The sequence below is a fragment of the Cytobacillus oceanisediminis genome (genome assembly GCF_022811925.1).
Classification (GTDB): domain Bacteria; phylum Bacillota; class Bacilli; order Bacillales; family Cytobacillaceae; genus Cytobacillus; species Cytobacillus oceanisediminis_D.
Window position 1 is genome coordinate 1,012,301 of the sequence record NZ_CP065511.1, and the last position, 19,427, is coordinate 1,031,727.

20 protein-coding genes are annotated in these 19,427 nt (G+C 43.8%); 13 read left to right on the top strand and 7 right to left on the bottom strand.

The window, feature by feature from the left end; genetic code table 11:
- Nucleotides 1-178: 178 nt before the first annotated feature.
- Genes IRB79_RS05330 through IRB79_RS05340 form a run of 3 tightly spaced genes read right to left on the bottom strand, consistent with a single transcriptional unit; the run spans nucleotide 179 to nucleotide 3,651 of the window.
- Complete coding sequence (locus IRB79_RS05330; RefSeq protein WP_243507152.1) at nucleotides 179-1,261, bottom strand: Ger(x)C family spore germination protein; 1,083 nt, start codon at nucleotides 1,259-1,261, stop codon at nucleotides 179-181.
- The gene (locus IRB79_RS05335; protein ID WP_243507153.1) at nucleotides 1,248-2,327 is read right to left on the bottom strand and encodes a GerAB/ArcD/ProY family transporter; all 1,080 of its coding nucleotides are present in this window, start codon (nucleotides 2,325-2,327) and stop codon (nucleotides 1,248-1,250) included. Before IRB79_RS05335 ends, IRB79_RS05330 begins: the two co-directional genes overlap by 14 nt.
- Entirely contained in the window at nucleotides 2,317-3,651 is a 1,335-nt protein-coding gene (locus IRB79_RS05340; RefSeq protein ID WP_243507154.1) for a spore germination protein, read from the bottom strand. Before IRB79_RS05340 ends, IRB79_RS05335 begins: the two co-directional genes overlap by 11 nt.
- A gap of 194 nt (nucleotides 3,652-3,845) precedes the next feature.
- Between IRB79_RS05340 and IRB79_RS05345 the strand changes: the two genes are divergently transcribed.
- Nucleotides 3,846-4,331 (top strand): GNAT family N-acetyltransferase, encoded by a 486-nt coding sequence (locus IRB79_RS05345; RefSeq protein WP_243507155.1) that lies wholly within the window; start codon nucleotides 3,846-3,848, stop codon nucleotides 4,329-4,331.
- Nucleotides 4,332-4,366: 35 nt separating this feature from the next.
- Here the strand turns inward: IRB79_RS05345 and IRB79_RS05350 are convergent, their stop codons facing one another.
- A complete protein-coding gene (locus tag IRB79_RS05350; RefSeq protein ID WP_243507156.1) occupies nucleotides 4,367-5,797 on the bottom strand; it encodes a polysaccharide deacetylase family protein in 1,431 nt (476 codons plus the stop codon).
- Nucleotides 5,798-5,966: 169 nt separating this feature from the next.
- Here IRB79_RS05350 and IRB79_RS05355 point away from each other — a divergent pair, with 169 nt between their 5' ends.
- Nucleotides 5,967-7,229 carry a YeeE/YedE family protein gene (locus IRB79_RS05355; protein ID WP_243507157.1) on the top strand — a complete coding sequence of 421 codons (1,263 nt, stop codon included), beginning with the start codon at nucleotides 5,967-5,969 and terminating at the stop codon, nucleotides 7,227-7,229.
- Nucleotides 7,230-7,502: 273 nt separating this feature from the next.
- On the top strand, nucleotides 7,503-9,392 hold the full coding sequence (locus IRB79_RS05360; RefSeq protein ID WP_243507158.1) for a Xaa-Pro dipeptidyl-peptidase: 1,890 nt from the start codon (nucleotides 7,503-7,505) through the stop codon (nucleotides 9,390-9,392).
- A gap of 74 nt (nucleotides 9,393-9,466) precedes the next feature.
- On the opposite strand, the gene IRB79_RS05365 is transcribed toward IRB79_RS05360, so the two are convergent.
- Nucleotides 9,467-9,976, bottom strand: coding sequence for a GNAT family N-acetyltransferase (locus IRB79_RS05365; RefSeq protein WP_243507161.1), 510 nt, complete (start codon nucleotides 9,974-9,976; stop codon nucleotides 9,467-9,469).
- A 78-nt stretch (nucleotides 9,977-10,054) separates the two neighbouring features.
- Here IRB79_RS05365 and IRB79_RS05370 point away from each other — a divergent pair, with 78 nt between their 5' ends.
- Both IRB79_RS05370 and IRB79_RS05375 read left to right on the top strand, forming a co-directional pair.
- Complete coding sequence (locus tag IRB79_RS05370) at nucleotides 10,055-10,663, top strand: YitT family protein (RefSeq protein WP_243507164.1); 609 nt, start codon at nucleotides 10,055-10,057, stop codon at nucleotides 10,661-10,663.
- Nucleotides 10,664-10,743: 80 nt separating this feature from the next.
- Nucleotides 10,744-10,938, top strand: a complete 195-nt coding sequence (locus IRB79_RS05375; protein WP_243507166.1) for a hypothetical protein — start codon at nucleotides 10,744-10,746, stop codon at nucleotides 10,936-10,938.
- A gap of 186 nt (nucleotides 10,939-11,124) precedes the next feature.
- On the opposite strand, the gene IRB79_RS05380 is transcribed toward IRB79_RS05375, so the two are convergent.
- Nucleotides 11,125-12,045, bottom strand: coding sequence for a DNA-3-methyladenine glycosylase 2 (locus IRB79_RS05380; RefSeq protein ID WP_243507167.1), 921 nt, complete (start codon nucleotides 12,043-12,045; stop codon nucleotides 11,125-11,127).
- 119 nt (nucleotides 12,046-12,164) lie between these two features.
- Between IRB79_RS05380 and IRB79_RS05385 the strand changes: the two genes are divergently transcribed.
- Both IRB79_RS05385 and IRB79_RS05390 read left to right on the top strand, forming a co-directional pair.
- The gene (locus IRB79_RS05385; RefSeq protein WP_243507169.1) at nucleotides 12,165-12,731 is read left to right on the top strand and encodes a bifunctional transcriptional activator/DNA repair enzyme AdaA; all 567 of its coding nucleotides are present in this window, start codon (nucleotides 12,165-12,167) and stop codon (nucleotides 12,729-12,731) included.
- Nucleotides 12,728-13,225, top strand: coding sequence for a methylated-DNA--[protein]-cysteine S-methyltransferase (locus tag IRB79_RS05390; RefSeq protein WP_243507171.1), 498 nt, complete (start codon nucleotides 12,728-12,730; stop codon nucleotides 13,223-13,225). Before IRB79_RS05385 ends, IRB79_RS05390 begins: the two co-directional genes overlap by 4 nt.
- A gap of 420 nt (nucleotides 13,226-13,645) precedes the next feature.
- Here IRB79_RS05390 and IRB79_RS05395 read toward each other — a convergent pair whose 3' ends face one another.
- The gene (locus IRB79_RS05395; RefSeq protein WP_243507172.1) at nucleotides 13,646-14,101 is read right to left on the bottom strand and encodes a hypothetical protein; all 456 of its coding nucleotides are present in this window, start codon (nucleotides 14,099-14,101) and stop codon (nucleotides 13,646-13,648) included.
- A 142-nt stretch (nucleotides 14,102-14,243) separates the two neighbouring features.
- Between IRB79_RS05395 and IRB79_RS05400 the strand changes: the two genes are divergently transcribed.
- From IRB79_RS05400 to IRB79_RS05425, 6 genes are all read left to right on the top strand, one after another.
- Nucleotides 14,244-14,936: an AraC family transcriptional regulator gene (locus IRB79_RS05400; RefSeq protein ID WP_243507174.1), complete on the top strand. Its 693-nt coding sequence runs from the start codon at nucleotides 14,244-14,246 to the stop codon at nucleotides 14,934-14,936.
- A 92-nt stretch (nucleotides 14,937-15,028) separates the two neighbouring features.
- The gene (locus tag IRB79_RS05405; RefSeq protein WP_243507176.1) at nucleotides 15,029-15,928 is read left to right on the top strand and encodes an EamA family transporter; all 900 of its coding nucleotides are present in this window, start codon (nucleotides 15,029-15,031) and stop codon (nucleotides 15,926-15,928) included.
- Nucleotides 15,929-16,056: 128 nt separating this feature from the next.
- The gene (locus tag IRB79_RS05410; protein WP_243507178.1) at nucleotides 16,057-16,446 is read left to right on the top strand and encodes a hypothetical protein; all 390 of its coding nucleotides are present in this window, start codon (nucleotides 16,057-16,059) and stop codon (nucleotides 16,444-16,446) included.
- Between the two features lie 40 nt (nucleotides 16,447-16,486).
- Entirely contained in the window at nucleotides 16,487-17,740 is a 1,254-nt protein-coding gene (locus tag IRB79_RS05415) for a multidrug effflux MFS transporter (RefSeq protein WP_243507180.1), read from the top strand.
- Between the two features lie 51 nt (nucleotides 17,741-17,791).
- A complete protein-coding gene (locus IRB79_RS05420; RefSeq protein ID WP_243507182.1) occupies nucleotides 17,792-18,277 on the top strand; it encodes a nitroreductase family protein in 486 nt (161 codons plus the stop codon).
- 465 nt (nucleotides 18,278-18,742) lie between these two features.
- Nucleotides 18,743-19,420 (top strand): GntR family transcriptional regulator, encoded by a 678-nt coding sequence (locus IRB79_RS05425; RefSeq protein ID WP_243507184.1) that lies wholly within the window; start codon nucleotides 18,743-18,745, stop codon nucleotides 19,418-19,420.
- The last annotated feature ends 7 nt before the right edge of the window (nucleotides 19,421-19,427 follow it).

A 19,427-nucleotide genomic window follows, 5' to 3' on the forward strand; every position in this document is an offset into this window, starting at 1 on the left:
AACTGATAATGAGCGGCGCTAATCAGGCAGAGTAGTCACCCTCAGATTGGCAGACCGACATTGAACGGCACAAATCAAACCGAATAGTTCCCTCAAATTTAGCAAACCGACATCAAGCGCCCTTAATTGTTATGCTTATTCAACGCCTGACCAGAAAAGGGACAGATTCACTGTCCCATCAGGTTGTTCTTAAATACCCCTCATTTTGAACATCTATATGAAATTGAATATCAGATTTTAAATTAGGATAGTAAATGGACCGCCAGTTTTTTAGCTCTTTTCGGTCGATTTTAGTGCGATACAATTGCCCCAAGCCCAGAATATCTGCTTCGCTTTCCTGGAGTTTGGCTAACATGCTGCTGAATCGGTCTGTCAGTAAATGGCTCAACTCTTTTTTGATCATATCACTGGATGTTTTGCCCCTTGTCTCGAGGACGACAACCTTTAGGTTTATTCGGCTTTGTAAAATTGGCTGTTTATCAGTCAAGTCAGTTTGGTGGTCCATGGAGTTGCCGATAATCATGACACTTGCGTGATTCAGGACTTCAATTTGTCCATGGGTGCCTTCATTATTAAAAGCGTTGAAAAGCAGGGTTTCATCATTGCTGATCTGCTCCACCATCTTTCCGTTCTTTATTACGGCAGAGCCGACTTGTTCGTAGGTAGTCGTTTCTCCGGTAACAATCAGCGGGATTGCTACATCGCGTGTATAGGAATGGATGCTGCGGTAGACTTCCCATATTCTTGTAAGGGCAATTTCCGGATTCCAGCCTGCATTTTTTTCAAAGTAATCGAACATGTTGGTTCCTCGAAGATCCTTTGATTCTGAGAGTATCGAAAAAAATTCATCCAGGTTCTGGTCACAAATCGTTACTAGTGCTTTTGGGGATACTTCCCGTGATCTCATGAAACCGGCGATGATGTCTTTCATGCCTTTCTCCGCTGTTTTCCTCTCAATCATGATTACTTTTACATGAAGCAGGTCTACACTGGTCTCCATGTTTCGGCTGATGACATCGACAGCGTGGGAAATGGTTTCCCCCGTACCGGATACAATCTTTACTTCCAAAGACCCTTCCACAGGCTCAGGAATTTTTAGGAAAACCTTGTATTGATCGTCTTCAACAGTAGAAATGCCAAGGACAACAGGAAGTGTCCGATGATTGATATCCCTAATGTCCCAGCAGCCGGTTAATGTCATCACTGCCAGAAGCAGACAGACAGTAATAGGGGCTTTAGATTTTACATTAAATGGTTTCATCTTTACCCTTCCTCTTCATGCGGCGTCCAAAGAAAAAGATTGAAAATGGAACTGCAATTAAAATGTAGAACCTCAGAAACGTATTCCACCAAAATAATTTCTCAACATCCTTCCAGTCCGGAATGAAAAAACATGAAATATAGACTGCGGCGGATAGCGCGAGCAACAATTTTACCGGTTTAATGGAAGGAAGGTAATGACTTAAGATTCGAATTGCTTTCCAGGACACAAGGGCAAGGTAAAGCATGATAAAGGAGATGAGGCTCAGCAGAAAAAACATCGTGACCCTGTCGAACATCAGCCAATTAATATTGATGGCATCCACAGCCACAACATATGGAAGGAAGGTTGTGGCTGATGTTGCCTGCCCAAAAGTCAGGACCGGAATATAGACTGAAAAAAGGAAAAAGGGAATAAGGAATGCGGCGGCCCATAATACATATTTTCTGTCATAGGAGAAATAAGGCTGGACAAAGCCGAGAAACAGAAAGCCTCCGGAGAAAGCAAAAAAGCTTTCTAAGTATGTTCGTTTTATAATGAATCCGAGATCTGCATCTAAAGGAACCATGTACCTCCAATCCACGTTCTGAAAAGAAGTGAAGAAAATAAAGATGATGATGGGAAGAAATAAAAGGGATAGGAGAAGTCCAGTGCGAAAAATGGTTTCGACTCCTTTGGCTGCTATATATGTTGAAATAGATATCAATAAAAGCATGATGGCCCATAAGGGAGTGTTGGATAAAAAGACAATGGTGATGATTTCGGCATAAGCCCGGAGTGTTATCAATAAAATCATGCTGAAATATAAGAATACCGGGGCAATAAAGAAGATAGCTGTCCCTTTTCCGATTCCTGCATAGATGCGAATGATGTCTTTTTTCGGAAAATAGCTTAGTCCCTTCATATAAATAGTGATAAAAATGAAATGAATGACCACGCCGACCAGAACAGGAAGCCAGTGGCCCTGTTCTGTACTTGAAATAACATTGCCCGGATACATAAAGAAAATAAGGCCCAAATGACTGATGACATACATCAGCATGACATGCAAACTTTTATCCGCCATTGCTTTCATTCCCTTTTAAATTTAAGTAGAGATAGGACTTGCCATAAGTATTGAGGCTTGCTAGGTAAGCGCCAACGAAAACCAAACCGGCAACCAGTCCCAGGATGCCAAATATCGCCGCCAGAAGCACAATGGCATATTTGAAAAGCCGAATGGAAACAGAGTTTTGAAACCCGACGATGGTTGAGTTGGCAATGGTAGTGGCGGCAAGAATGATGATCAGCAGATTGCTGACTAATTTCGCTTCCACGGCAGCCTGCCCCAGAATAATTCCACCTACCATTGTAATAGTGGGTCCAATGGATTTCGGCAGCCTTACACTGGCTTCCAGGATTAATTCAAGAATAAGAAGCATGAAAATAATTTCCACCAATGCCGGATAAGGAACTCCTTCGCGGCTTTGGGCAACTGATAAAGCTAGCTGGATCTGCAAGACTTCAGGGTTTACGGAAACCAGTGCCACATACAGCCCGGGTGTTATCAGCGTGATTAAAATGCCGATGATTCTGATCGCCCGAATGGCTAGCATGATGGGGAGAGGAAAATTCCGGTCATTTTCAACAGCAAACATATCCCAGAGCAAATTTGGAAGAATCAGCGCAAAAGGCAATCGATCCACAAACAGAATGACTTTTCCTTTTTTCAGATTCTGAACCGCATGATGGGGCAGCTCGGTCGTATTAAACTTTGAGATTGCACTCCAAGATGGAAACCCCAGCATTTTGGCTAGCCCCTGCAGATCACAGGCTTCTATTTGAATATTTTTTTCAATATGATCACGAATGCTATTAACCAGATCCGCATCCGCTTGGCCATCAATATACAGCAAGGATAGTTTGTTTTTGCGGCTGCGGCCGGCTGTAAAAGAGTCGATTCTGATTTCGTCCGAGTTCACCAGTTTTCGGACCATGCCGATATTAGTATCGATTCCTTCTGTAAAGGAATCCAATGCTCCTTGAATAACATTTTCATTTGTGGGTGAATCAATCGAACGATCGAGCATCGCGGGTACAGGCTCCATAATGATAAAACGGGCGGTGTTTTCAAAATGGATAATCAGTTTGCCTTCATATATGGATGAAATGGCTTTCCGGACATCCCCTTCAATCACTTCCCCTATGGCCCGCCATAAATCCCCAGAAGGCTGATTCTGCAAAAGGATGCTCTCCGCATGCTTGTGAAGCACCACTCTCGTTTTGATAAAATCAATGAGTGTATTAAATCCCAGCAGCATAACGGCAGCATCAGCAAGATAGTCTCTCTGAAGATGAAAATCGCCATTGTTTCCAAGCTCTGCTTTTATTTCATTAATAAATCGATCCATTGCGGGTTACCCCTTCGTAAGACATAAATATTATTAATCTTCGCTGGATGGAAAATTTTATTCCTAAAAACTTTATTTGGAGTGTTACCTGCGGCTAAAAATGAGGTATCTTTCGTTCTTTGAACGAGAGTTCCGCCACCTAAAAAGGAATTAACAAAACTCGAGAGGAATAATTAATGTGGGAGGATAGACAAATGAAAATTATCGCAGTTCACGAACATCCACATTTATTTGATAGCGCAGTTCAATATTCCTGGGAGAAGTGGGGAACAGAAGAAAACTTCACTTTTTACCAGGATTGCATGATTCACTCCGGGAAAACAGAGGACGGCATCCCGAGATTTTATGCAGCGATCGAGAATGAGGAGATCATTGGCACGTACGCTTTAATCCGCAATGACCTCAATAGCCGGCAGGATTTGTATCCGTGGCTGGCATGTCTGTACGTTGATCCCAACAGCAGGGGAAAGAAGCTTGGTGCCAGGCTGCTTGATCATGGTATTGTAGAAGCGGCGAAGCTTGGATTTAAAAAACTCTATCTCCAGACCGATTTGGAAGGGTATTATGAAAAATACGGCTGGACGCATAGCGGAGAGGTATACGGGGCGAGCGGTGACTCCATTAAGTTATATGAAAAGGATACTGCATCAGCTAGACAAGCTGGGAACGACAAAAACTAAACGCCCAGGATTATCCTGAGCGTCTGTTTGAATGATTATTGTCGTTTTCCAAAAAACGTACCGGTCACTTCCTGTTCCTGCAGGGATAGAAGCTGGGAGACGGTAATGAATTCGTAGCCTTCTTTTTCAAGATAGGTCAGCAGGTCCGGAAGTGCTTCAGCAGTTGGCTTATGGATATCGTGCATTAAGACGATTGAGCCTGGCACGGCATTGGCCTTCACGATTTTTTGAATAGCCGAGGCATTGAGTGTTTTCCAGTCCAGTGAATCGACGGACCATAGAATAAGCGGTGTATGGGCCATTCCAGCAATTTTTTTCACATCTTCATTCATGGCCCCATAAGGCGGGCGGACGGTTGCTGGAAGCTGGCCGCTTGCTTCTTTGATTTTGTTGCTGGCTTCTTCCATTTCTTTGCGGATTTCTTTTTCGCCGAGGGATGAAAGGTCTGCATGGCTGTCACTGTGATTTCCGATTTCATGGCCTTCTTCAGCCACTTGGCTTGCGAGGGCAGGATAGAATTGCGCCTGGCTGCCAAGCATATAAAAGGTAGCCTTTGCGTTATGTTTTTTTAGAATATCCAGAATAAGCGGTGTGACTTTCGGGTGTGGCCCATCATCAAAGGTAAGGGCAATATACTTGCCGTTTGGATCCAGCGGAGCTGCTTCTGGTTCCTTGACTTCCGGTTCAGGAAGCTGAATGTCAGGCAGTTTCAAATGCTGGGCGATTTCATCCTTTAAGAGAGGACGGATCTGTTCGATTGGAATTTTCACTTTGACCGCTCCGGCTGCACCGGCCGCAATTTCATATTCGTTAAAATAAAGGGTGAAATTCTTGCCGCTCAGTGACCATTTCCAGCTCGGCGGATTTTCCAGAGTTTCGTCAAGCAGGTCATCAAACAGATAGTCCTGGAGTTCTTCCTTCTCGCCGATTTGCTTTTTTATCATCGTCCTGAGGGTCGTCAGGGACTCCTCATCCATACGGATTACATCAGCAAGCTGCACCATTTTCTGATTGGCAAGATCGATGGTGAACGTTTTAACCACTGCTTGCCCATTTGCGCCACCGGTGTACTGGTAGGCTTCAAATACAAGGGTGTACATGGTATCGGAGACTTTTTTCGGCTCCGCCTTGATATTAAGATGGGCACGGAATTCTTCGCTGTCCAGATGCTGCCGGTTTGCTTTCACAAGTTCCAGGAATTCCATTTCCTGAGCCTGAATCCATTCTTTCATGGGTTTGTTCAAATTCTCAATTTCAGTGATCGGAGTACTGATCGCAAGGGTATAAGATTTCGTTTCCTTTGTCCGGGTTTCAAGGTTTAATCCGGGGAAAGCTGCCGGGGAAGTGGTTTCTGTTCTGGAAAAAGCCTGCAGGCTGGTGTCAGCTCCAGAGCTGATAAAATAATAGATGCCTGCAACGAAGATGCTGAATAATACCCATGATGGCCATTTTAACCGCTTAAGCAATGATATCCTTTCCTTTCCTGTCTTTAAAATTATGACTCTCCAAATATATAATTATATCAGGTGAAAAAGGGAAAATCATCGGGCTTGAGAAAAATTCACCATTTACTTTTAAAAAAATATAGTATAAAATAACACTTTAATCCGACTAAAAAGATAAGAAAAGGAGTGAATGAGGTTGGCTCAAGTAGAAGTTAAAAGTAAATCATGGGTTTCAGCACCAACAACAGTTGTTTCAAACTTAAATCCGATTCAAAAGCCTTTTGTAGCAGCTGGCGTTCTTGCAGCTATCATTTTGTTCATTTCCATTATAAATGCAGCGAACATGACACAGGGAGTTCTATTTATTATTGGAATTGCACTCGGCATGACCTTGCTTCATGCCCGCTTCGGCTTCACATCTGCATTCAGGCGCTTCGCAAGCGTCGGAAACGGGCAGGGCCTGCAGGCGCATATGCTGATGCTGGCCGTTGCTTCAGCATTATTTGCGATTATTTTAAGCACTGGCTTTAGTTTTACAGGAATCGAGCCTAAAGGATATGTGTCTCCTGTAGGAGTTAGCGTCCTGTTTGGTTCCTTTATTTTTGGAATTGGGATGCAGCTTGGGAATGGCTGTGCGTCCGGTACTTTGTATTCGGTAGGCGGAGGACAATCCTCCATGATCCTGACGCTGATTTCTTTCATCGTTGGTTCCACGATCGGAGCGTACCACTTCTCATTCTGGATGGAAGAAACACCGGCATTGCCGCCAATCTCCCTGGCTACATCTACGGGACTCGGCTACGGCGGAGCATTGCTTCTGCAGCTTGCCTTATTTGCATTGATCTATTGGGTAACTCTGCAAATTGCGAAAAAGCGTAAAGCGCCAATGATGAAAGCTCTGCCTACAACGGCCGGGTGGAAAAAAATCCTGAGAGGATCCTGGCCATTGTTCGCAGCCGCAATCGTCTTGGCTTTGCTGAATGCACTGACTCTGACTGTCCGCGGAACACCTTGGGGCATCACATCCGCATTCGCATTATGGGGCTGTAAAACGTTGATGGCAATGGGAATCGACGTAACATCATGGGGTTACTTTGCAAGTGAACCAAATTTAGCCGCATTGAAAAATACAGTGCTTGCTGATTCTACAAGCGTTATGAACTTCGGCATCATCCTTGGTGCCTTCATTTCAGCGGCATCACAGGGAACGTTCAAGCCTGGAAAAATCAAGCCGGGTGTCGCAGGTGCTGCGATTGTCGGCGGACTGCTTATGGGATATGGTTCCCGCCTTGCGTTTGGCTGCAACATCGGTGCCTACTTTGGCGGAATCGCATCTTTCAGCCTGCACGGCTGGGTATGGGCCATCATGGCCATGCTTGGAACGGGCGTGGCGCTGTTCATCCGTCCGCTGTTTGGATTGAAGAACCCGAAATCTACGGATTCGGTTTGTTAATGGAAAGCCTGGCACTCTTGATGAGTGCCAGGTTTTTTTAGCCAAAAAACAAAATCAGTTCCTGCTGTCAAAATGATTACTCTCCAGCTGCCCCAGCAAATCCTCGGCTAGTTCTTTAATTCCGTTGAAAGGGTTCCCGCCATTTCCAAGACTTTCCTCTCATTAGTAACAGAGTTACATTTTTTGAAAAATATTGAATTTTAGGAAAAAGTAATCTATTAATATTTCTAAACTCGAAATATAATGAATGGCAAATAGTAGAGGAGGGATTCTATGAAAAAGAAAAAGCTTCTCAGACCTGCAGCTGTGTTAGCTGTCATTTCTATGACTCTATCATCATTTGCCTACACACCTGCAAATGCAGCTGTGAAAGAAAAATCGGCACAGGCAGCACAAATCGAGGAGGAAAAGTCTCAGCCAATCTATTCATATGAAGAGGCGATTCGTGAAACTGTGTATGTCGAATCCACACTTGATTCGGATGAAAACGGAAAAGCAGACAGGATTGCCGTGGATATCATCCGTCCGAAAGAAACAGAAGAAGGCCTGAAGGTTCCCGTGATCATGGATGCGAGTCCATATTATGAAAGTCTTGGGCGGGGAAATGAAAGTGAAGTGAAAGACCGGGACAAGGATGGCATTAATGAGAAGTTCCCTCTATTTTATGATAATTATTTTGTGCCAAGAGGGTATGCAGTCGCTTTGCCTGAAATGGTTGGGACCAATAATTCGGATGGCTGTCCGACAACAGGCGGATATGAGGAAATTGAAAGCATCCGAGTTGTGATTGACTGGATGAATGGCAGAGCAAAAGCCTGGGACAAAGATAATAATGAAGTGAAAGCAGAATGGACAACCGGGAATGTGGGCATGATTGGAAAGTCCTATGATGGCACGCTGGCCAATGGGGTAGCGGCTACAGGCGTAGAGGGCTTAAAAACAATTGTTCCAATTGGAGCCATTAGCAGCTGGTACAATTATTACCGCTATGAGGGACTTACATATTACAACAACGGGCCAGGGGGCTTGGCCAGCAGAGTTGCCAGCAGCTCCCGAAAACAAGCCTGCAAGCCGGTGTTTGATCGTTTGAACTTTCAAGCGGATGATCCTTCAGGAGATTATAATGAGTTTTGGGATGAAAGAAATTACGTAAAGGACGTAAAAAATGTAAAAGCAAGTGTGTTTGCGGTCCATGGATTAAATGATTTCAATGTAAAAATGAATCACCTTGCGGATTGGTGGATAGCCCTATCCAAAGAAGATGTTCCGAGAAAACTATGGCTCACCCAGACTGGCCATGTTGATCCATTTGACTTCCGGAGAGCAGAGTGGGTTGATACGCTGCATCGCTGGTTCGACTACTGGCTGATGGATATTGAGAATGGCATTATGGACGAGCCTGCTGTTGATATTGAAAGAGGTGCGGATAAATGGGAAACCCAATCCTCATGGCCGGATCAAAATGCGGCAAATGTTAAAATACGATTAGCGCCAGGCGAGAATGATCAGACAAATGGCATGCTGACAACTGGGCCTGTGAAGGGCAATTTCCAGCAATCCTTTACAGATAACCCGGCACAAACAGAGCAGCAGATGGTCACCAATGAAACGGCTGTCAAAAGCGACCGCCTTGCATTTCTTTCTCCACAGCTTGAAGAAGATGTCCGTTTAAGCGGCATACCTGAAATTTCACTTCGGGCAAAGGTCAATAAAGAAGACTCTAATTTGACAGTTCTCATTGTCGACTATGGAACGGATACCCGCATTCATCATGAAGGCCCGGGAGAGGGAGTCCGAACTCTGAATACAGAAAGCTGCTGGGGAGAAAGTATTTTAACAGATGACGCATGTTACAAAGAAACAGAAAAAACTACTCAGACAGCACCATATGAAGTCGTGACAAGAGGATGGTTTGATCCGCAGAACTGGAAAACGATTGAGAAGGATGACCCTTTAAAAGAGGGCAAGAATTATAAGTTTGAATGGGATGTTTTGCCTGAAGACTACGTATTTAAGGAAGGTCACCGAATCGGCATCATCATCGCTGGAAGCGATCGAAGACGTACAATTCCTTCAACAACAGGGGCCACGTTTGAAGTAAAGCTTGGGCAAAGTTTTATCAGCCTTCCTGTTGTGGGCGGAAAAAAGGCAGTTGGATTTTAATAGAATAGAAGAGGCGGGTCTGCAGCAAGTGCAGACTCGTTTTTTATTTCACAGCAAAAAAGAAGGTCAATTGTTTACGCAAATTCCATTTCATAACAGAGTTCTTCCTGCTGTGTATCGTCAAACCACTTCATTCCAGCTGCGGTCATGCCGATTTTCCCGAGCACCTTCCCGGATGCAGGGTTGGCCGGATCCACAGCCGCGATCATTTTCCGGACGTTCGGGCAATTTTTCCTTAAAGCGGCCACGCATGCAGCCGCTGCTTCAGCAGCATATCCCTTTCCCCAGCAATGCTGATTAAAATGATAGAGGAGCTCGACTTCGTGTTCATTTTCTGCCGGATTAAACCCGCAAACTCCAATGATGGCGGAGGTTTCTTTTAGCAAAACAGTATAAACAGAGTAGCCTTTTTCATTCTGCAGCCGCTGGTAAAAATCGATGGAGCGCTGGACACGGCTTTTTGAGCTGGCGCCGCCGCAGTATTTCATTACCTCCGGGCTGCCCCAAATCTCATAAACTGCATCCAGATCATCGGCCTGCATGGTCCGAAGCAGGAGCCGTTCCGTTTCAAAAGGAAAGGTCATTCAATTCACCTCGCGCGGTTTCGTATTCTATGAAAATATTATAAGATAGAGTGAGGAAAAACGTTAGGAGTTTTTGTCATGCACGTACTCTATAAATCTTTGATTTTGGGAATGGCCGCCAGCATCCAGGGTCTCGCGATGACCTTTTTCTTGTTTCCGCATTTTATCCCGTCCGGCGGCGCGGCGAGTATGGCGGTTTTATTCAATTATCTATTGGACACGCCTTACTCGGTGACATTGTGGGTTTTGAATGCGGGCCTGCTGCTGGCAGCAGCCAAATGGCTCGGGAAAAGCAGTGTGATCTGGACACTGTTTTGTGTTTCGGTTACTTCGGTTACGATTGATTTTCTGACTCCATACATAACGGAACCGCTGAATCCGGTTCTCCTGGATCTTTTGCTTGGAGCTGTAGTCTTTGGAATAGGAGTGGGAATTTTATTCCGGATGGGCGCTTCGTCAGGAGGCATGGATATCCTTGCGTTAATCATTTCAAAAGCAAGGGGAAGTGCGCCGGGACGGACGTTATTTTACATAAATGGCAGTCTGCTTATCCTTGCCGGCGTTGTCGTGGACTGGAAGGTTATTGTTTATGCAGTGATCTGCCAGATGATTGGGACGCGGATGATTGATCTTATTTACAAGGTTGATATAAAAATCCTTGCGGAGAAATATAAAATTCATTACTAAAGAAAGGGCCGTGCAGGCCTTTTCTTTTTTATGGAAAATAATTTACTATTATTCCAGGTTAACAGGAAAGCGGGGATACTATGATTCAGCTGCAAGAAGATAAGGAGAATAGCAAGAAGAATAATGAAGAAGAGGATAATGGCTGGGATGTAGGCGAGAATGCGTATGAAGCTGGGGAGCAGCTGGCGGATGAGGGCTGTCTTGGCTGTGCCGGCGGGTGTTTTTTTCAGGCTTTATTTCTTGTGATGACACCACTATATTTTTTTCTGACATAGAAAGGACAGGGGAACCTGTCCTCTATTAGATATATCGGCCAAAATGTTATGATATTGCCGGATTTTTATTTTATCGGTCACTTTCAAAAGGATATCCATCCGAATTTCATTTTATCGGTCAGATTTTCAATATATTGGCCACTCCGCGTCACATTAGTTTTTCGGCGATGGCACAGTGCAAATAATTTAATATAATACTCTCCACAAATAAAAAGTAGCATACGCTTCCCAATTCTCCCAGCCAGCCGAATATTTTAGGATTTCCTCCTTCGCTGGTTTCCTTTCAGAGCCGAGAGTCGCTTTGATCGCATTATGAAGGCCGACATCATCGATTGGAAAAGCGTTCGGGAAGCGCAGACACCGCATGAGGACATAATGGGCGGTCCAGGGGCCGATGCCGCGTATTTTGGTCAGCCTTTTTTCTGCAGCCTTCACATCTCCCGTGGTCAGCAAGTCCTTTTTCGAAAGCTCGCCATTTGCAATCAAGCGGGCTACGTCTATCAGATATTCACATTTTTTCAAGGTCATTTTTAAGTCAGCCAGATCTTCGATGGTTAACCCGGCAATCGTTTCCGCTTCAGGGAAGAGCCAGTATTTACTCCCGCCGTTTTCCAGGGACTCCCCATATTTTTCAACCAGCCGCCGCTTTAGTGTATACGCATATGTAAGGTTAATCTGCTGCCCAAGGATTCCCCACGCAAGAGCCTCGAATAAATCGGGAATTCCCATAACTCTCAGTCCGAAAAATTGCTCGGCAGGCTTTTGCAGCAAGGGATCTGTTTGTGCCATCTCATAAAATGGGGTCAGGCTGGCTCCGAGGTCGAACCAATCATGAATATATGCCGCAATTTCCGCTTTCATTTGATGCGTGACGGGCTTATGAATGACGACGGAGAGAGATTGATCTGACACAGCACTTATTTCAAGCAGCAGCTTTTCATTCCCGATGGCAAGGGCGCGTCTAATTGTCTCGCCGGAAATTTCATAGAGGCATTCATTTGCCGATCTTGATAAGTATCGCAAGTTTTCGGAAAAGCTGAATTCATGCGGAGTGAAAATGACCAGGCCATTTTCATTCACTTTCCAGTCAACAGTGTGAGAGCTCATTTGGATTCCTCCTTTTCTATATTGTAAACCCTCAGGATTACGTTATCTTGCGTTTATATTTAGGAAATCGCTGATGATAAATGTTTTTTGTGTATACTTTTTAGCAGAGGTGAGCGCAGATGGCTTATGAACAGATTCCGGAAGATTATTGGAACGCCATAAAGGATTGCGACAAGTCCTATGATGATCTCTTTCTTTATGGTGTTAAAACGACAGGGATATTCTGCAGGCCATCGTGCCGGTCGAGGGTCCCGAATATCGGCAATGTCGCTATTTTTAAAAATGCCGCTCAAGCACTGGCGGAAAATTTCAGGCCGTGCAAGCGCTGCAAACCGGAAGGCCTCAGCCTGCCTGCTGAAGAATGGATTAAGCAAATAACCGGGTGGATCGATCAGCATTATAGCGACCCGATTACATTGCATCAATTGGGGGACCTGTTTCATGGAAGTCCCTATCATTTACAGCGGGTGTTCAAAAGGGTCACCGGGAAGTCGCCCACAGAGTATATTCAGGATATCCGGCTCGAAAAAGCCGTCCATATGCTGGAGGCCGGGGAGCAATCGATAGCCGATGTCGGTGCATCAGCAGGATTCCCCAGCACCCCCTATTTTATCTCTTTATTCAAAAAGAAGCTGGGTACAACGCCTGCAGCATATAGAAACAAAACTAGGGAGGAGAAAGAATGAACATTGAATGGGCGAACCTGCAGGAAGGTGAATGGAGCCTTTATCTGGCGAAAACAGAAAAGGGTCTCTGCTATATTGGATCTGACCCGGAGTTTGAGGATTTTGAAAGCTCCTTGAAAAAATACTTGCCAGATGCGGTGCTTGTGGAAAATAAAGAAGCATTGCAGCCATACATGATTGAATTACAGGAATTTCTTCAGGGGAAAAGACAAGTTTTTTCAATGGACCTGGATGTGAAAGGCAGCCCGTTTCAAGAGGAAGTCTGGGAGGAATTAGCGCAGATTCCATACGGAAAAACAGTCTCTTATTCGGACATCGCAGAGAAAATAAACAGGCCACAGGCAGTCCGGGCAGCAGGGAAAGCAATCGGTGCCAATCCGCTGTTAATCGCGGTCCCATGCCATCGTGTCATCGGAAAAAATGGTGCGATAACCGGCTACCGCGGAGGCATTGAAATGAAGCAGCTTCTGCTTGAATTGGAGAAACAAGGCTGAAGAGATGGACCTCTTCGGCTTTTTTATTATTCAGCAGCTGGTATATAGCTTGAGGCGATAATAAATTGGATCCTTCAAAATAAATCCGAATTCGGATCTATTCAGGGAGGAGAGGGATAAAACAGACGACCTGAGTCCGAATGTGTGGCTTTATTCGGACAGGATGCGGATAAAACCGAGGATTTGAGTCCGAATGCAGTGCCTATTCGGACAGGATGCGGATAAAACCGAGGATTTGAGTCCGAAAGCAGTGCCTATTTGGACAGGATAGGGAGAAAACTGAGGATTTGAGTCCGAATGCAGTGCCTATTCGGACAGGATAGGGAGAAAACCGAGGATTTGAGTCCGAATGCAGTGCCTATCCGGACAGGAGAGGAAGAATAGCTGCCGAAAAAACTCCCGACAGTCTTGTTTTATTTTTTAGCGGTTAACTTCTTTTTCGAAAAGCATTTGGAATCCGTAATTTAGTAATGCCAAAGCATAATACATAATAAATAATCCCATTGAGTTTAATTTATTTAACTTATAATGGCCTATTTTTTGAAAAATTGCACTCAAAGGAAAAGCGAATAAGAGATCCATGATGAGATTGCATAAGGCATAGATCGAGAATTTTCCATATGTAAAATGAAATACCCATAAGTTTATGGTGAAAAATGGCCCGTATATAAAAGCAAGGTCATCAAAAATAAGAAATTTAGTGCCGCCTTTTACATTCCACCATTTAAAGATGAAGTTAAGAAGAGAAAGTATCAGCAAATTACCTGCGCAGAACAGTGTAACCGGTAAATACCTTTTCAATGATTTCTTTGGAAGAAACTTAATGACTATAGCCCATAAGATAATCGCATTGACTATTCTAAAGAAATTTGCCATCCGGATACCACCCCCATTTTTTCCTTATCATGTGACATTTGGCTTTTTTTATTCAGTTTAGGATTTCCGATTCATTATCCAATCTTTAATCCCTCATAGTTTCGGATTATAATAAACTAAAGCATGATCAGGGGGGAGTAAAATGAAAAGCATTACCTGCGAAAAAAGATCCTATTCCAGAGAGTTTCATTCGCACCAGCATGAGTTTGGCCAGTTTCTTTTCCCCTTGCAGGGCTCCCTGGATATACAGACGAAATGGCAGGAAATTAAGCTTGACCCGGACTATTGTTTTTACCTTCCGCAAGGGGTTGATCATAACTATCGGTCGATGGACCGGAATGAGTTTTTGATCCTGGATATCCCGAAGGCCTATTTGCCGGAAGAGACCAGCAGTATGTACATTCAGCTGGATCAGCAATGGTCTTCGATCCGTTATTTGCTGCTGGAAGAGGCGGGGAATCAGGGGAATGCGTCTTCCCTGGCTGATTTGACCAGGTTTGTGACCAGCAAACTGCAAATCGCCAAGCCCCCATCGATTGACTATATTCATAAGCATTTTAAGGAGTCCATCCGATTAGAGACTTTAGCGCAAATCGAACATTATCATCCAGCCTATTATTCCGCATGGTTTAAGAAGAAAACCGGGAGAAGCCCAAAAGCCTACATATCTGATCTTCGTTTGAAAGAGGCGAAGCATTTATTAATGTCAACATCCTGGTCCATGTCGGTGATCAGCGGGGAATTAGGCTTCGAAAATTCTTCCTCCTTTACCCGGTGGTTCAACCGCTGTGAAGGGGTAGCACCACAAAAGTACAGGATCCTTAAGAATGGATAAAAGGGATATTAAACTTGGTAAAGAAAATTCTCAGGGAATTTTCTAAGATAAGTTTAATGATTCCTTTTATCTTTTTTTATTGAGGTGAGAACATGAGTGTTAAAATAGCTCCGTTTTATATATTGCTTGCCGGAGTGCTCTGGGGGACCACGGGTACCACGCAGGCATTTGCGCCGGAAAACGCACACCCGATTGCCATCGGGGCTGCCCGTCTGGCGGCAGGAGGTTTATTTTTATTATGCATGGTTCTACTGGCAGGGAAACTGGAACTGAAAAATTGGCCCATTAAGAACACCCTGATGGCATCACTTTGTATGGCGCTGTACCAGCCATTGTTCTTTTCAGCGGTCACTTTAACAGGGGTTGCCATTGGGACCGTGACCGCAATAGGGAGTGCGCCGATCTTATCTGGTTTCCTTGAATGGCTCTATTTGAAAAAACGCCCCTCTGCCATTTGGTGGTGTTCAACCTCCCTGTCTATTTTGGGCTGTGTTCTGCTTTTCATGAACAAAAATTTGGTTCATATGGACCCGATTGGCCTAATAATGGCATTGGGGGCTGGTTTGACATTTGCAGGCTATACGCTTGTCAGCAGGGATCTGGTTGAAAATTATTCATCTTTATCAGTCGTTGCCGTTGTATTCACACTAAGTGCCATTCTGCTATCGCCATTCTTATTTATTTTTGACATGTCCTGGCTTGCGAGTGTTCGAGGTTTGACTGTCAGTCTACACCTGGGGATCCTGGCTACGGGAATTGCCTATTTCCTTTTTTCAAAAGGGCTTGTCCATGTTTCCTCTTCAACGGCTGTCACACTTGCGCTGGCGGAGCCATTGACAGCTGCACTATTAGGGGTTTTCCTATTGGGTGAATCGTTAAACATGACTTCCTGGTTAGGGATTTTCCTTTTGCTGCTTGGAATTGGAGTATTGATAGGGACTTCAAAAGGTTCTGGAAGAAACCTTGAGCCTGGGGTGGTTCAGAAACATTGATATTCATAGAAAGCCTAACTTCTACCGAAGAAATTAGGCTTTCTTTTTTTTGTAGAACAAAAAAGATTGCATTGCAGAATAAACTTCTTTAATATTTTTTGTAGAACAAAAAATATTCCGGAGGGTTTATGAAAGAACAAACCTTTACATCATTCGAACAGTATGAAGAATTTCTTAGAAACAAGATGATTCATAAAGCGAAAAAGAAAGGCCTGGAAGGTGAGGATCTTGCAGAATATCTGAAAAAACATGAAAATGATGCAGCACGTATTTGGAAGGAAAATGATCTTCAGAAATGGCTGGAAAAGGACGGGTATGTGACCATAGCCGTTTGGAGGGACGAAACAGGACAGCGGAAAATTGGAAGGGGCCGGCCAAAGAAGCCTGAAGGCCAAAAACTTAAGCATTCCATCCATGTCAGGCTGGATGAAGAAATGTTCAAAAAGCTGAATCATTTCTGCCAGGAAAAAAAGGTGGATGTTTCAGAAGCCATACGGATTCTTATCAATAACCTTTGATCTTAAAGTCCAAAATTCATAGGAAAAGGCAGGAAAATCAATGAATGATTCTTTAGAAAGTATAAGAAATGCCCCGGGTGCACCTTCAAAGTCAAGGCGATTATGGATGGCGATCGTTCTTGGTACTTTAGCCGCGTTTGCCCCCTTATCCATCGACATGTATTTGCCGGCTCTGCCTGATATAGCTAATGATCTGCATACCAAGCCGTCCCTCGTACAGCTTAGTTTAACCTTTTTCCTGCTCGGCCTATCATTAGGCCAGCTGCTTGCAGGGCCGCTCAGTGATGTGCGCGGACGCCGGAAGCCGCTACTTATAGGGTTATTGATTTATTTTGCCGTTTCTCTCTTGTGCGCCTTTAGCCATTCCATCTGGGGCTTGATTGTGCTGAGGTTTATTCAGGGCCTGGCCGGGGCAGCCGGGATTGTCATCTCCCGTGCGATTGTCAGGGATCTTTACTCAGGCACTGAGCTGACTAAATTTTTCTCTCTGCTGGCTTTAGTGAATGGTGTGGCCCCCATACTTGCCCCTATACTTGGCGGCCAGTTATTGCGGATTGCTCCCTGGCAGGGAGTGTTTATCGTTTTGAGTGTAATCGGCTTGGTGATGTTTCTTGTCGTCCTATTCGGTCTGCCGGAGACGCTGCCAGATGTTTCCCGATCACAGGGCGGCATAAAAAACACATTAACTACCTTTCAACAGCTCTTGATTGATCGAAGCTTCATAGGGTATGCATTGTCGCAAGGCCTGGTGTTTGCAGCCATGTTTGCGTATATATCCGGCTCACCCTTCGTACTGCAAAACATTTATGGGGCCTCCCCGCAGGTGTTCAGCCTGATATTTGCCATCAATGGACTTGGAATTATCATTTCCAGTCAAATTACGGGAAGGTTAGCGGGGCGGATCAGTGAAAGGAAGCTTTTTACGGCTGGTATTTGCATCGCTTTCATTGGAGCTATTACTCTTTTAATCATCCTTCTTTTTGATGCAGGATTGTACGCAATTTTGCCGCCGTTATTCTTTGTTGTCTCAAGTATTGGGGTGGTGAGTACTTCAGGCTTTTCGCTGGCCATGCAGAATCAGGGAAAGTCAGCAGGGAGTGCCTCCGCATTACTGGGGGTACTATCCTTAATTTTTGGCGGATGTGTGGCTCCCCTTGTTGGCTTAGGAAACAGCCCGGCGATGTCAATGGGGATTGTCATAGCTTGTACTAGTGCCGGGGCTGTTCTGTCCTATATGTTCCTGGCAGCCCGGGCAAAGGGGAGTTCCATTGATAATGAGAAAGCTGTCATGTAAATAACCTATTAATCTAGTAAAATGAATCCTAAATGAAAGGGGAAATTAACAATGGATATACAGAAAATAATCACGACTCGCCGCAACATAAAAAAATTTAAATCTGATAAAGTGGAGCACAGTTTAATCACATCCTGGCTGGAGGCTGCGAGCATGGCACCCAACCATAAAATGACGGAGCCATGGGAAGTATTATTTGTTGGTCCGGAAACAAGGGCTAAGCTGAATCACAAAACCGATTTTGGCCAGGCACCAGTCGTGCTGGCGATCCTATCCAGGTATGGAGCAACCGATCTGGAACGAACTGAGAATATGGCTGCAGTATCCTGCTTTATTCAGAACTTCATGCTGATGGCGTGGGAATCAGGAGTGGGGACATTCTGGTCTTCCCTGGGGGTTTCAGCTGCAGCAAGAACTACTTTAAATGTCCCGGATGATTGCGATGTGGTCGGTATTTTAGGAGTAGGCTTTCCTGAGGAAGTACCTGAAGCTAAGGAGCGTACACCGATTGATAGGAAAATAAAGCATTTATCATAAGTATTTTATAGGGCGCCTATCCAAAACAAGGATGGCGCTCATTTTTTTACTCTAGAACAGGATTAATACGAGTAATGGTCAATTCATTCGAAAAAAGGGAACCTAATATAAAAAAACAATAAGTGCATTATTTTAAGAAGGATTAAGGCTTATTTTATGAATTAACGCTTGATTTCAAATGACTTTGATAAATTTTCTGTAATTCTACTCCTTTAAGGACTTTAATAACCATAAAAGTTATTTACAATGTCTTCAACAACCCGTAATGATTCAATTAATAGGCTGTTGCATTGAACGGTTTAATCTCCCTTCTTTTTCTCTAAGGGTAAGCTAGTTTGTCCAAACTATACAAGATACTTTTAAAAAGTTTGCTAAGTTTATTTAAAATTTTCTTTACATTATAAATATTCTGAATTAATATAATTGTATACAATTATTCAATTATATTGGAGGGAGGGGAAAAGGGTGATTTCGGAAAAAAAGATAGCTAGAATTTCAGCAAAAGATATTGCTTACTCAGAATTAAAGAAAAGAATTATAAATTGTTCGTTCAAACCAGGTCAGCCTATTATAGAGGATGAATTAGCCAGCGAATTAGAGATTAGTCGCACTCCTCTCAGAGAGGCGCTGCAAAGGTTAGAGTTAGAGGAATTAGTGGTTCGACAGCCTAATGGACGATTAAAAGTTGCACCAGTATCAAAGCAAGAAGTAAAAGAATTATTTTTAGTACGTAGTATGTTAGAAGGAGTTGTGGTTGTAGAAGCAATTGAGAACATTACAGAGAAAGAAATTAGGCATCTTTCCTATTTAGTGAAAATGCTTAAAGAAACATCGAGAGAAGGAAACTATGAAGATGTTAACCATTTCGGCAGTCAATTTCATATTTCTCTCTACGACCTTTGCGATAACAAAACAGTTGTAAAAATTTTGTACCAGCTTAATGATCGTATCACCAGATATAGAAGGTTAGCACATTTTGTTGATACAAAAAAAACATCAGATGAGCATGAGGTTATTCTTGAGTACATTATTAAAAAAGATAAAGTAAACGCTGAATTAACAATAAAAAACCATGTTTTGGATTCGTTGGAGCAAGCTTTAGAAATTGTGAAACAGTATGAAGAAGCTATTATAAACGAGTAGACTAGGG